Below are 14,139 nucleotides of genomic sequence, written 5' to 3' on the forward strand. Positions count from 1 at the left end.
GGTTTGGAGCGGATCAAGTAAGTTTGACTACTTGGTTGCAGCTGCGAGGCTGGTTTGGAGCTGATCAAGTAAGTTTGACTACTTGGTTGCAGCGGCGAGGCAGATTTGGAGCGGATCAAGTAAGTTTGACTACTTGGTTGCAGCTGCGAGGCTGGTTTGGAGCGGATCAAGTAAGTTTGACTACTTGGTTGCAGCGGCGAGGCTGGTTTGGAGCGGATCAAGTAACTTCGACTACTTGGTTGCAGCGGCGAGGCAGATTTGGAGCGGATCAAGTAAGTTCGACTACTTGGTTGCAGAGACAAGGCTGGTTTGGAGCGGATCAAGTAACTTCGACTACTTGGTTGCAGCGGCGAGGCTGGTTTGGAGCGGATCAAGTAAGTTTGACTACTTGGTTGCAGCTGCGAGGCTGGTTTGGAGCTGATCAAGTAAGTTTGACTACTTGGTTGCAGCGGCGAGGCAGATTTGGAGCGGATCAAGTAAGTTTGACTACTTGGTTGCAGAGACAAGGCTGGTTTGGAGCGGATCAAGTAACTTCGACTACTTGGTTGCAGCTGCGAGGCTGGTTTGGAGCGGATCAAGTAAGTTTGACTACTTGGTTGCAGCGGCGAGGCAGATTTGGAGCAATGCAAGTAAGTTTGACTACTTGCATTCACCGACGAGGCTGATTTTAAGCCAATTAAGAGAAACAAGCGAGTTTCGCTGTTAGTTTGAGTTGGTTCGCGCAGCGAGTTTCGCTGTTAAATTTCCATCGAAGCTAGAAAGGAGAGTACCATGAGCAAGCCGAAGCGATCACGAGCCAAAGTGGTTTATCTGCCTTTAGACGAACGGCCGTGCAACTATGACTTTCCGTGGCTGCTAGCCCAGGATACCGATCTGGAGCTGGTTCGACCGCCGCGAGAGTGGATGGGGGACAAAAAAAGGCCAGGCCGCATAAGAGAGCTGTCCGACTGGCTGGAGCAAGAGGCAGCAGATGCAGAAGGAGCTATCGTGTCAATCGACACGCTGCTCTACGGCGGCATCGTTCCGTCCCGGCTTCACCGCCTCGGAGAGCATGAAGCCGCAGCACCGCTGGAAAGGCTGCGCAATATGCGGAAAAACAACCCGCGTCTGAAGCTGTACGCCTTTCACCTCATTATGAGATGCCCGCAGTATTCCAGCGCTGACGAAGAGCCGAGCTACTACGCTGACTGGGGCAGGGAGTTGTTTCGGCTGGGCTGGCTTAGTCATCGAGAGCAGCTTGGCCTCGCCATTACGGAAGAGCTGCAGGAGCTGGCTAGAATCCGCATGGAGCTGCCGGAGGATGTGCGAGATGACTACTTGGAGCGGCGCGCCGTCAACGCTGCGGCGAATCGTGCGTCCCTAGAACTGGCTGCTGATGGAACACTCGACTTTTTAGCGCTGCCTCAAGACGATGCGGCTCCCTACGGTTGGACTGCGCTGGATCAGCAAGGAGTCCGCCAAAGAATCCGGGAGCTCGGTGCGGAGCTCCAGACGCTTATGTACCCCGGCGCAGATGAGGCGGGCTGTACACTGTTGGCGCGACTTATAAACGAACGTCGAGGCGTGCAGCCGCTTGTATATGCAAGATATTCTAGTGTGTTTGGTCCACAGGTGATACCGCTTTATGAGGACCGGATGCTTGGTGAGAGTGTAAAATCTCAACTGCTGGCAGCCGGAGGCCTTCTGGTAGAGAGCGCATCCGATGCCGACCTGATCCTGCTCGTGAACTCTCCGGGAGGGCGAATGGGCGAGGCGAACGGCCAACTGCAGCCAAATGCCGATTATGATGTGCAACGTAACACACAGGAATTGGTGGAATACGGGAGTTACGCCTTGAACCGGCTCGGCAAGCCAGTGGCGCTGGCGGACGTCGCTTTTGCTAATGGTGGAGACCTGCAATTACTGAGGCTACTGCGTCGCAAAGGCATGTTACCGAAGCTCGCCGGATTGGCCGGCTGGAACACAAGCGGCAACACGCTTGGCACAACGATTGCGCAACTGATGATTTACGGGCAGTTTGGTCAAACGAAGGGGCAGCTGGATTTTCTCGGCTTGCGCATTGCAGAAGACTACGGTTACTGCTCCGCGATCCGGCGCAGACTTGCTGACGGCCCGGTGAAGGCGCTTGGCATGGACTATTTTTCAGTGGATGGTCAGCGAGGCCGGGCTGCTGGTATGGTGCGGGAAGCGATGGAGCATTTCTTGATGGAACAGACCGCTGGCTCGGGCATAAACATCGTTGTGGAAGATTGCTGGATGCCATGGAGCAGGATGTTCGAGGTGGGGCTGAAGGTTCAGTGTGAGCTGAGCAAGCTGAACAAGCAGGGCAATCAGGTCCAGCAGGTTGAGAAAAGCCAGAAGAGCAAGCAGGGCAAGAGGGCCGAGCAGGATGAACGGACAGACCGGTTCATACAAGAAATCGCGCAAGCTGGACATTCAACGGAAGCTGGAAATGAAGGATGCTCTAATGCGGATGCGGCCGACAACAGGAAAGACAGGAGTTGAAGCCATGGCTACAATCTGGGAGAAGACGCAAGGGGGGCTAATCGTCTCCTGTCAGGCGCTGCCGAATGAGCCATTGCATGGAGCGGGCATCATGGCGCGCATGGCGCTTGCGGCGGAGCAAGGCGGAGCTGCGGCGATTCGGGCGAACGGAGCAGACGATGTGCGGAGCATCAAGGCGCAGACTGGACTGCCTGTAATCGGAATCGTAAAAAGGGATTACCCCGGCTATCCAATTTATATCACGCCTACGCTTCGGGAAGTAGATGAACTGTTAGATGCGGGGGCAGATATGATTGCCTTTGACGCGACGCTGCGCAAGCGGCCGAATGGCTGCACGGCTGAGGAACTGATTCAGCGCATGCACAGCCTGGGCGTTCCCGCCATGGCCGATGTGTCCACGCTCGAAGAGGCTGAGCAAGCAGAGCGGCTCGGTGCCGACTGTGTTTCCACGACATTGTCGGGGTATACACCTTATTCGGTCAGTCGGACTGGACCCGACTATGATCTAGTGGAGCAGGCCGCTGAGCGGCTGCGTATTCCGGTGTTTGCGGAAGGGCGAGTAACTGAGCCGGAGCAGGTTGCGGCGCTGCTGCAGCTTGGCGCTCATGCGGTCGTAGTTGGATCAGCGATTACGCGCCCTCAGCTGATTGCGGAACGTTTTGCCGCTGCGGCGGGAAGGAGATGGCAAAGGGATGGATTTAAAGCTAAAGGTTAGCTCGTACTACCCCTCGCTCACGAAGTCGGAACAGAAGGTCGCTGACTATATGCTCAACGCTTCGGAGGATATTATGTATCGCTCCGTGACGGAGCTTGCGGATCTGTCTGGCGTCGGGGAGACGACGGTGATGCGTTTTTGCCGGGCCATCGGCTTCAAAGGATACCAGGATTTCAAGCTGGCGCTTGCCCAGGATTATAGTCCGCGACGCCAGGCGGGCGGAAGGGATGCCCAAGGTGCGGAAGATGATGGCGATTACCCGGCACTGGTGTACCGTGAGCTGACCTCGATTTTGTCGGACACGATGAGCCTGATTGATCGTTCCAAGCTTAATGAAGCCGTGCGGCGAATTCATGAAGCGTCTTATCTGCAGTTTTTTGGAGTGGGGACGTCGGGACTCACAGCACTGGACGCCAAAAACCGCATGCTCCGCATCGGGCGCCGGGCAGAAGCAATTACAGATGCACATATCCAAGCGATGATGGCCGTTACGATGGGACTGGGCGATGTAGCAGTAGGCATAAGTTTGAGTGGCAGCACGCTGGACACGGTTGATTTACTGACGAAGGCGCGCCAGCAAGGTGCGTATGTCATCGCGTTGACGAATTACGCCAAGTCACCGATTACATCGGTCGCCGACCTGGTGTTGCTAACCGCAGGCAAAGAGTCACCGCTCGAAGGCGGTTCAATCGGGGCGAAAATGTCCCAGTTGCTCGTTATCGATCTTATTTGCGAAGGACTGGCGCGCCATGATCTTTCCTACACGCGGGAGATGCGGGAGCGCACCGCCAAGGCGGTCATCGAACGAATTTATTGAGTGGGCCACGGTCAACGGGTGCGAGTGGAAGGGAGAGTGGCGATGCAAGCGGTAGGGCCGACAATTGGAGTGGACATTGGTGGGACGGGCATCAAGGGCATCGTGTTGGATGAGGAAGGTTATATTTGGGCAAAAGCGACCGTGCCAACGGAAGCGTCCCGTGGCAGGGAGGCAGTACTGGCTTCCGTGGAGGAGCTCGTAAGTGACCTCCTGGAATGCTGCCCTTCAGCCGGGGCAATAGGACTTGCCAGCGCCGGACGTATTAATGCCGACTCCGGAGAGGTCGTTTATGCCACGGACAATTTGCCCGGCTGGACGGGACTGCGGCTTGCTGAATGGGCAGGTCTACGCTTCGGCCTGCCGAGCTGCGCTGATAATGATGCCAATGCCGCGCTGCTCGGTGAATGCCGACTCGGCGCAGGCCGGGGCTTGCGCAGCGCCGTCTTGTTGACGCTCGGCACCGGAGTTGGCGGTGCGAATATGGCAGAAGGCCGCATACTGAGGGGCGCCGGCTGGAGCGGCGGCGAGTGGGGACATAGCGTGCTCGTGCCAGGCGGCCTTCCCTGCAATTGCGGGCGCAGGGGCTGCGCGGAGCAGTATCTCTCCGGCACAGCTCTGATGCGGACAGCGTCTCAGGCGATGGGCCGTGCGGGTTTGTCCCCGGCTGAGCTGATGGAATGCGTGCGCAGCGGAGACTCTCAGGCTGTTCAGGTGCTGCGGGAGTATGCTGGATGGCTCGCTTTGTTCGCTGCCAACCTGAGGGTAGGCCTCGACCCGGAGGCGATCCTGCTCGGTGGCGGGGCAGCGGATTCGCTGGAGGTATGGCGTCCGTTGCTGGAGGAGGCGCTCGCGGCTGAAGGGGCAGCAGCATTTCCCATGATGAAAGCGCTTCTTGGCAACAACGCCGGCTGCATAGGCGCTGCTATGATGGCGGCTGATTTGCTGCATAGAATTTCTGCCAACCAGGAGGAGGAAACAGCATGAACGAGATTCGAAAAGAAGAACTAGAAGCTTCGTCCCAACCGATCCAGCCGGTAATCCAGCCCGATGGCCGGCTGGCGTCCGAGCCGGCATCCAAGCTCGATGGCCAACTAGCGTCTGAGCCGGCATCCAAGCTCAATGGTCATCCGGTGTCCCAGCCGGCATCCGAGCTAGAGGCCGATGTCATCATCATCGGCGGCGGGCTTGGCGGCACAGCTGCGGCGCTGGCTGCGGCGCGCGAAGGACTGAACGTCATCATGACGGAGGAAACCGATTGGATCGGTGGCCAGCTTACCTCGCAAGCGGTGCCGCCGGATGAGCATCGCTGGATTGAGTCGAGCGGCTGCACCGCCTCTTTTCGCGAGCTGCGAGAGCGCATCCGCTCGTACTACAAGGAAAACTACCCGCTCACACCGCAAGCGCAGGACAATACGCTGCTCAACCCCGGCAATGGCTGGGTCAGCCGCCTCGCTCATGAGCCGCGCGTTGCGTTGGCAGTGCTGCAGGCGATGCTCTCGCCCTATGTAAACAGCGGACGGCTGCGCCTGCTGCTTGAGACGGTCCCTATTTCCGCGGAAACAGTCGGCGACGATGTTCGCTCGGTGACGGTGTCCGGCCGGAATGGCCGTCTGTTTCGCCTTTCCGCTCCCTATGTGCTGGACGCGACGGAAACCGGAGATCTGCTGCCGATGACCGGGACGGAATACCGGATCGGAGCGGAGTCCCGAAGCGAGACGGGAGAGCCTCATGCTCCCGAGGAGGGAATTCCCGAGGATGTGCAGGCGTTTACGCATGTCGCTGCAATGGAATACTTGCCAGAGGGGAACTTTATCCCATCGCGGCCTCCGGAAATGTATGAGTATTGGAGCCGTCTTGTGCCGCCTTTTTCCCCTTATCCGCTGCTGAGCTGGTTCGCTACCGATGCCAATGACACCACCAAAAAGAAAGAGTTCACCCTTCTCCCGAACAAACGAGGCGTTACTTCGCTGTGGGATTACCGACGCATCCTCGATCCGCGGCATCTGGCCGTACCCTTGTATGAGGGGGAGCTGTCGCTTCTCAACTGGGCGCAAAATGACTACTATCTCGGAAGTATTATGGACGTTCCTGAACATGTGCGTCGAGACAGGCTCTATGCGGCTCGTCAGCTGACGCTGTCCACGGTGTACTGGCTGCAAACCGAAGCGCCTCGGCTGGACGGCGGCAAAGGTTATCCCGGTGTGCGGCTGCGCGGCGATGTGCTTGGTACGGGGGACGGTCTTGCCAAGTCGGTGTATATTCGCGAATCGAGGCGCATTTGCGCGTTGCAGACGATTACGGAGGCGGATGTAAGCAAGGAGCTGCGCGGTGAAGCCGGGATTAAGCGCTACGAGGATAGCGTCGGCGTGGGCAACTATCATTTGGATTTGCATCATACTACGGTGACGTACAGGAGCTTTTACATTCCAAGTTATCCCTACGAAATTCCGCTGGGGTCGTTGATTCCAATCCGCATGAACAACCTTCTGCCCGCCTGTAAAAATATCGGAACAACCCAGATTTCCAACGGCTGTTATCGGCTGCATCCGACGGAATGGAATATCGGGGAGGCTGCGGGCATGCTGGCCGCTTATTGCCTCCGCACAGGAAGGCTCCCCCGCGAAGTCCACGGCGACGCTGCTCTGCGAGCAGGCTTCCAGGAGCTGCTGACGTTGCGCGGCGTAGAGTTTCATTGGTCGGAAGAAATCGCGAAGGAGGTGGTGGGGGCGCCGAAATGAGGGGAGCATTTCGTTCAGCGTGACGCGCTGAAGGAAGGACAGCACAGCGCGGAGCAAGTGGATGAGTCTGCATTGGAATCCGATGAGGAGGAATGATGATGGGCAAAAGGATTAATAGGCTTGTGCCGGCCGCAATTGCGGCTGTGCTGTTAGTTGGCGGGACAGTCGCAGCTTCACCGAATACGGTGTTGGAAGCGGGAGGCTCGCCGCCGTCTGGAGCTGCTGCGGGCGGTTCGGTGAGCTCTTCGCTGCAGGCTGAGGCAGCGTCCGGGCTGCAGACGGCGGCTCTGACAACGCCGGATCTGGTCGTGCCGATCGCGACGCTGAAGCCGGCCGTCGCTATGGTCAAGCCAGTGCTGACACCATCGGGAGGCACGCTCGTGTTGAGCAACTCCCCCGAGTCGCCGACGACAACGGGAGGTTTTTACCGAGATACGGTCAGCGGTTCTTTTCGCGTATTTTCCCATCAGGCCAATCTGACAGGTGCGGGGCTCAATGTGGCGACCGCCGTGACCAACACGAGCGGTTACAAAGTGAAGCTGTATCTAGAGGGAGCGGGAGCAGGCATCGATTATTATCCTGATGTAGCAGGTCAGAACGCGTTGGACGCTTTCTTGAAATCTCGTGGATCGAAGCGGCCTATTGCTGTATTGCAACCGGGAGAGACGTACTGGAAAATCCATGCCGTACCCGCGAATGATACGCTCACGGGATACTTGCAGCTGCGGGCGGAAACGATGTATGGCGGCAGCGCGCCTGTGACTGTCACAACGCTCGGTTATGCGGCTAAACGACCGTCGGACCCACTTGTAGAGCCGATTCTTCCACCCGACAAACATGTCCGGGGTACGTTTCCGAATTTTGACCGGACCGGCACCCTCGTCTACAACACCTCCGCCGGCAACTCCTTGATTCGTGTTTCATCCGCTCCGTCCGGCCAATGGGCAGACTTTATGCCGGGCGAATACGAGCAAGGCCGGGACGCCATAACGGGAGCAACGGTGGCCAACAGCGGCAACTACGGCGTTATTTATGATATGTCTGTGCAGATTAATAACCAGAGCGATAGTAAGCGCACGATTGGCGTGTACCTCAATCCATCCGGCGGCGCAGGCCACTATACGATTGGCTGGGGAGGCAAGCTGCTCAACTCCGGCTTCTTGAACTATACGATGGCGTGGCAGTTCGCGGAGCTCAAAGTTGGCCGCAAAGGCAAAACGGTTCCGTCCCGGCTCAGTTTGACCGGAGGTTCCTCCGGGCCGCAGACGCTTTATTTTACGAATAATTGAAGCTTTGCTACTGCAATAGAATAAGCCATAGCGGAACAGGACGGGGATCCTAGTTCCGCTATGGCTATTTTTGCTACTTGTTTCAATTGACCAAGCAACCCCTTACTCTTCCTCTTCCGTAACGATAACACGCGATATATTCGATAGGGCTTGCACCGTTACATTACGTCCTGATGGCGACAGGACATGAAAGGTGACGACGGCCTGGTTGAGCAGCACTCCGCTTTGCGGATCAGCCGATTGAGTCAAGCTGGACCCGGTGGAACGCGGGATAGACAGATTTTTGACGGTAAAGCGGACGACGACCCGCTGTCCCGGTCCGATGGTGCCGAGCTTAACTCCGCTTCTAAGCGAGCTGTCCGGCTGGACGACGTCATTAACGGTAACGCTGCCGGGTACAAGCGCAACGGAAGGAGCGAGCACATCCTGCAGGACGCTGTTTACCGCGTTGAAGATGCTGCTGTTTTCGACGAGAATGGTAAAACGGATTGTGTCGCCCAAAAAGCTTTCTTTTTTGTTCGACTTTTTGCTCACATCCAACACGCGCAAAACCTTAACGGAGGCGCTTGCCTGCTGAGCTACGCCAGAACCTTCAAAGAAAGCGGTGTTGGTAATTGTGGCTCCGTTCAATGTCTCCGGTGGAATGACAAACGGTACCGAAACAGTAAACCTGTTTTGAGGGGACAACGTGATCGGGCCAATCGCCAGCTGCAACAGCGGGTCGGTTAATACACCCGTTAAGACGGTATTTCCTATGTTGACAGCTTGGATTTTGAAGCGAACCTTCTCGCCGGGGACCGCCTCCGGAGCTCTGACCGTTTTGGAAAGTGCAAGCACAGGTGCGGGCTGCACGATGACAAGCACTTGCGCGGCGGTAGTCGGTGTTTGATCCGTGTTCAAAATGGCCAAGCTGGACAACTCCGTGCCTGCCGGCGTCCCAGCCGGAATAAGCACCGTTCGAACGATGGAAAAGGAACCCCCTGGCGCCAGTGACGGCACAGTGATATTGATGCCCAAAAAATCGTTGACGAGCACAAGATTGGTCAAGGTCACACTCGATGGATTGGTTACGGTAACGGTCACCGTTACTTCTCCTCCTGACAACCCGAATGCCGGAAAGGGTGATACAGTCACCGTCGCTTGCGGCGGTGGCAGCACAAACACCTCGGCGGAAGCCTGCACTGGAGAGGTTTGATCGCTTGTTGCGGTAGCCGTGTTCGTAAAGACGGACCCCGGAGCAAGGGTGAACGGCAGCTGGAACGGAATAGACTGGCTGCGGGATTGCCCGGGTTGCAGCTGGCCAACCGGAATGGATAACGAGAGAGTTGGATCGGACACGGTCGTATTGGTGAGTACGGTGTTGCCGGTATTGGTGACAGTGATCGTATAGATCACAATTCCTCCCGCAGACGTGGAACCAGGCGTTGCCGATTTGGTAATGGACAATGACGTCCCCACGGCTACGGTGACGCTGACAGAATCTGATGCGGGCAAGGTCGTCGGGGATCTCACTGTCGCCGTGTTCGTTATGATCGTCCCTGCCGGAGTACCGGCGGGAACGGTGAACGACGCAGGAACATTGACGGAGTCTCCGGGGCCGAGGGTGCCGATAGCTACCGATAAGCCCAGTACAGCGTCTGTGAGTTGAATACCGTTAATGGTGCTCACTGAAGAATTGGTCACCGTAATTGTATAAAAAATCGTTTCTTCCGGCGCGGCGCTGGAACGGTCGGCGGTTTTGGTAATGGCAAGTACAGGAGCCGACAGAACGGATACCGAGGCGGAGCTTTGCGTAGGACTTGTTAACGACGAACTGGCCGTTGCCGTATTGGTTATAATCGTTCCGGCCGGGGTGCCGAGCGGGATAGTGAACGATCCCATCACAACTTGACTGCCGCCGATGGCGAGCGGAGCTGGCGGGGTGGAGATGCCCAGCAGCGGATCCATTACGCTAACATCCGGAAGAACAACATTGCCCGTGTTTTGCACGGTTATCGTATACGTAATGGTATCTCCAGGCGCTGCGCTTGCTGTATTGGCTGTTTTTAAAATAGATATTGCCGGAACAGAGTTTACGGTCACTGTAGCCGAAACTTCCTCCATGACGCCGTTTCCCGTTAATGTCGCCGTATTGGTAATAACCGTTCCTCCAGGCAAAGCGGGGATTACAAACGTTGATGTATCGGAAGCAAAGCCGCCAGGATTCAAAAAAAATCCAACATGAACATCCAAAAGTTCGTCGTCAAGCTGCACAAAAAAATTAGGTTCAGTTCCGAAATAATTTATCGTTATCATAAAAGTGACGGTGTCTCCGGGATTGGCGCTGCTATGGTCTACTGTTTTAGTAAAATCGATGATAGGTCTGTTAACGGTCAAAGTAGCCATGGCCTGAGCCTGGACGGTTGTCCCGGAAGCATCGCCGGTTACTGTGGCCGTATTTATAATCGTAACGAGCGCATCCATAGGGACGACAAAGTCAATCATCTGGGTATTGGAAGCTCCAACATCCAGGTCAGGAATATTGAGCGAAATACCGAGTGTTGGATCTGTTAACATGATGCCTGTGAGCGGCACATTGCCGTTATTGGTTATGACAAAAGTGTAAATGACGGTATCGCCGATGGAAGCGGAGGTCGGCAATACGCTTTTATCTAAAGAGATGGAGGGGGCAGCCTGCACGGTGACCGTCGCAGACGATTGAATCGGAGCCAGTTGATCGGTTGTCACCGTCGCTGTATTCGTAAATTCGGTGCCTGGGAGTGAACCAGCAGGAATAGTGAATTCATCAAGGAACTCGAGTCCAAAGTCCATTCCGGGTAGAAGGGTCTCTATGGACTGAGCAATTCCCAGTGTCGGATCGGTCAAAAAAACATTCGTTAATGTGATATTCCCGCTGTTGAAGAAATTAAACGTATACGAAATAGAGTCGCCTGGAGACGCCAGCGTTTCGGAGGCTGTCTTCATAAAAGTCAAGCTGGCAGATGGAGAAATCATCACTACTCCAGATCCAAAACCCTCTGCTCCCTGATCGCTAGTAACAGACGCATTGTTGGTGAATGTACCCGCAGGCGTTCCGAATGGAATCATGAAGTCTGCCGTTGGCTGGACACTCATCCCGACGTCCAAGCTGCCGATCGGAATAGAAACTCCAATATCAGAATCCGTCAAAACGATTCCGGTAAGCGGTAGATTACCTATATTCGTAATCGTGAAGGTGTACTGGACGATGTCTCCGGGCACAGCAGTGCTAACGTCCGCATCTTTTTCGAGCAAAATTTCTGCTTCGGCACTCACTGTTACCGTCCAACTGCTCTGCGACGTCACACCGTTAGCGGTAGCGGTAGCCGTATTGGTGATTAATGTTCCTGCAGCAGTTCCAAACGGTACCTGGAAAAGGACAAGTTGAGTTGTAGATTCGCCGGCAGGGAGGTCGATTGTGGCGCTGAAGCCCAAGGTTGGATCACTGACAACGACTGAGCCAAGATCCGTCGTTCCGGTATTGGAAACAACGAGTGAATATTCCACGATTTCGCCTGGCGGTGCGGTAATGTGGTCTGCGCTTTTGGATATGCTGATTCCAGGGACAGAGTCATTAATGTCGATAAATACATTTGATTCGGCAGCTACGGAGGAGAGGGGGGCATTGGCAGTAAGAATATTGTTCAGAAAACCAGCAGGAGGCGGATCCGGGATCGTATAGGCAATCTGTTGGCTATTCGTTACTCCAGGGGGCAGGCTGTCAAGCGTAATGTCCAAAAGAACCCCGCCTGGGTCCAGTACATCTTTGACCTCAATTTGGGTCAATGTCGTATCTCCTGTATTGGTGACTAACAACTGAAAGTATATGGTTTGGCCCGCCATTGCAGTAAAGCCTTCTGCTCCGTTAACAAATTTCTCTGCTGATAGGGAGGGACCTAGATTAAACCTAGGCACAGTAACGATACCTGCCAGCTAAATACCAGTTGGAACTACTGTTTGCTTCATATACACTCATCCTAGACCAGCCCTCCTTACAAGCTCATAATCATCATCTTAAATATATGGAAGGAAGACTTGTCATTATTCCCTCTATTAAATTGGAATATAATATCCAATATTTTTTAATCTTGATAGATAAAAGAGTCAAATTACCCATCCAGCTCCCCCTTTGAAACACCAAAAATAATATATTTTCTTTTTTATAATTTTGTAATCCAACTCGTAGAACCGCGCGTTTCACTTACTGAAGACAGGATGAATATTCCTTACAATCCCCCCATTCAGAAGGAGTGAACGTTTATGAATATCAAAAAAGTTCTAGCACCAGTATTGACTCTGGCCCTCGTGGCTCCTGCCGGCATCGTAGCCTCAACACCTGTTTCTGCAAAGGCTGCTGCAATGGCAACGGTTAATACGCCAGCCGCTGAGCTCAGAGCTAGCCTAGATTATCTACTGTCTGAGCATTTCGCACTCGCTGTAGTAGCTATGACTAAGGCTTATGATGGAGCGAAGGACGCTCCAGCGGCGCTTAAGGCATTGGATCAAAACGCAGTTGATATGCTGCCAGCCATTGAGTCCCTGTACGGTAAAGCCGGAGCAGACGAGTTCGGACGCATCTTCCGCGCTCACAATCAGTCCACGGACGAACTCGTGAAGGCCGTTAAGATGAATAACGGAGACGCAAGAAAAGCAGCGGAAGCCAAAATCAGTACCTTTGTTGACGAGTTCTCCAGCTTCCTGGCAACAGCAACAGGCAACAAACTTCCTAAAGCCGCAGCGATGGAAGCACTTCGCCTTCATGAGGATCAAGTGCAGCAAGTATTCAATGAGTATGTAGCAGGCGACTATGCTGATGCTTACAAGGCTTACCGCGAAGGTTACAAAACGATGTTCACCGTGAGCAAAGTATTGTCCGGAGCAATCGTTGCCCAGATGCCGGAAAAATTCGCCAACACGAAGCCGGACACCAAAGCAGCTGATCTGCGCTCTGCCCTGAATATGCTCGTCTCGGAGCATGTGTCGCTGGCCGTGCTGCAAATGCAGAAGCAATTTGACGGCGGTAAAGACTCCGCATCGCTGATAAGCGTGCAAGCAATGAATACAGCCGATTGGAAGGCTGCAATCGTCTCCCTGTACGGAAACGCTGGTGGAGAAGGCTTCGAGAAACTTTGGACGCCAGATCATATCAACGCGCAGGCCGACTATGTGACCGCCGTCAAAAACGGTGATGCAGCTGCCAAACAAGCCGTTCAAGCTCGAATCAACAAATTCACGCAAGACTTTGGTGCTTTCCTCGGCACTGCGACCGGAGGCAATCTGCCTGGCGCAGCGGCAAGCGATGCGCTGAAAAAGCATGAAGGCCAGATCCAAATGACGCTGGACCAATATGCTGTTGGCAACTATGATGCTTCTTACGCGTCAAGCCGCGAAGGGTTCAAGTTCGTATTCGGTGTAGGGCAAGCGCTCGGTGGAGCGATCGTGACGCAAATGAACGATAAATTCCAAGAGACGCCAGCTCCGACACCTATGCCAACACCAACTCCAACGCCAGTTCCATCCGAACCAACGATGACGACGGTATGGATGAAGCTGAACAGCAAACAGCTTAAAGTGAACAACTCGACGATTCAAATGGACACAACGCCAGTTATGTGGAAGGGCATGACGTATATCCCGCTCCGCTTCCTGAGCGAAGGTATCGGTGCTACGGTTTCTTATGAAAACAAAACTAAAGCAGTATGGGTCATGGCCGGCGACAACAAACTCGGCTTTTGGGTCAACAAAAACAGCTACTCCATGAACAATGTGACGAGCAAAGCTCCAGCTGTACCTGTCATCGATAAAAACGGACGTACGCTTGTGCCTATGCGCTTCATTGCCGAGCTGCTGAACTGGAACGTCATGTACAACGCGAAAGATGGTTCCATTACGCTTACTTCCGCTAGCTAAACCGTCCCATAATTGTAGACAGACAGACGGAATACAAACGGAATGCCGCAGAGAAAGTAGCTGAAGCGGGAGTGTCCCCGCCATCATTTAGATGGCTTCGGCGGGCACCCCGTTTTTTTGCCGCATGGTAAATGGAACTATTGGGCT

General features: G+C 54.6%; 8 protein-coding genes. 7 read left to right on the forward strand and 1 reads right to left on the reverse strand.

Annotated features, from left to right (window positions below; all coding sequences use genetic code 11):
• Positions 1-771: 771 nt before the first annotated feature.
• The 6 genes from CGZ75_RS20425 to CGZ75_RS20450 all read left to right on the forward strand — a co-directional run bounded on the left by CGZ75_RS20425 (position 772) and on the right by CGZ75_RS20450 (position 8,064).
• Positions 772-2,505, forward strand: coding sequence for a DUF4127 family protein (locus CGZ75_RS20425; protein ID WP_089526128.1), 1,734 nt, complete (start codon positions 772-774; stop codon positions 2,503-2,505).
• A gap of 4 nt (positions 2,506-2,509) precedes the next feature.
• Positions 2,510-3,220: an N-acetylmannosamine-6-phosphate 2-epimerase gene (locus CGZ75_RS20430; RefSeq protein WP_089526129.1), complete on the forward strand. Its 711-nt coding sequence runs from the start codon at positions 2,510-2,512 to the stop codon at positions 3,218-3,220.
• A complete protein-coding gene (locus CGZ75_RS20435; protein WP_089526130.1) occupies positions 3,198-4,037 on the forward strand; it encodes a MurR/RpiR family transcriptional regulator in 840 nt (279 codons plus the stop codon). Before CGZ75_RS20430 ends, CGZ75_RS20435 begins: the two co-directional genes overlap by 23 nt.
• A gap of 42 nt (positions 4,038-4,079) precedes the next feature.
• Positions 4,080-5,021, forward strand: coding sequence for an ROK family protein (locus CGZ75_RS20440; RefSeq protein WP_089526131.1), 942 nt, complete (start codon positions 4,080-4,082; stop codon positions 5,019-5,021).
• Positions 5,018-6,775 carry an FAD-dependent oxidoreductase gene (locus tag CGZ75_RS20445; protein ID WP_089526132.1) on the forward strand — a complete coding sequence of 586 codons (1,758 nt, stop codon included), beginning with the start codon at positions 5,018-5,020 and terminating at the stop codon, positions 6,773-6,775. The genes CGZ75_RS20440 and CGZ75_RS20445 overlap by 4 nt, the downstream gene beginning before the upstream one ends.
• Before the next feature lie 98 nt (positions 6,776-6,873).
• Positions 6,874-8,064 carry a hypothetical protein gene (locus CGZ75_RS20450; RefSeq protein WP_089526133.1) on the forward strand — a complete coding sequence of 397 codons (1,191 nt, stop codon included), beginning with the start codon at positions 6,874-6,876 and terminating at the stop codon, positions 8,062-8,064.
• 102 nt (positions 8,065-8,166) lie between these two features.
• Here the strand turns inward: CGZ75_RS20450 and CGZ75_RS20455 are convergent, their stop codons facing one another.
• The gene (locus CGZ75_RS20455) at positions 8,167-11,997 is read right to left on the reverse strand and encodes a DUF7507 domain-containing protein (RefSeq protein ID WP_425436530.1); all 3,831 of its coding nucleotides are present in this window, start codon (positions 11,995-11,997) and stop codon (positions 8,167-8,169) included.
• Positions 11,998-12,342: 345 nt separating this feature from the next.
• Here CGZ75_RS20455 and CGZ75_RS20460 point away from each other — a divergent pair, with 345 nt between their 5' ends.
• On the forward strand, positions 12,343-13,992 hold the full coding sequence (locus CGZ75_RS20460) for a copper amine oxidase N-terminal domain-containing protein (protein WP_089526135.1): 1,650 nt from the start codon (positions 12,343-12,345) through the stop codon (positions 13,990-13,992).
• Positions 13,993-14,139: the final 147 nt, after the last annotated feature.

Source organism: Paenibacillus herberti, assembly GCF_002233675.1.
Taxonomy (GTDB): domain Bacteria; phylum Bacillota; class Bacilli; order Paenibacillales; family Paenibacillaceae; genus Paenibacillus_O; species Paenibacillus_O herberti.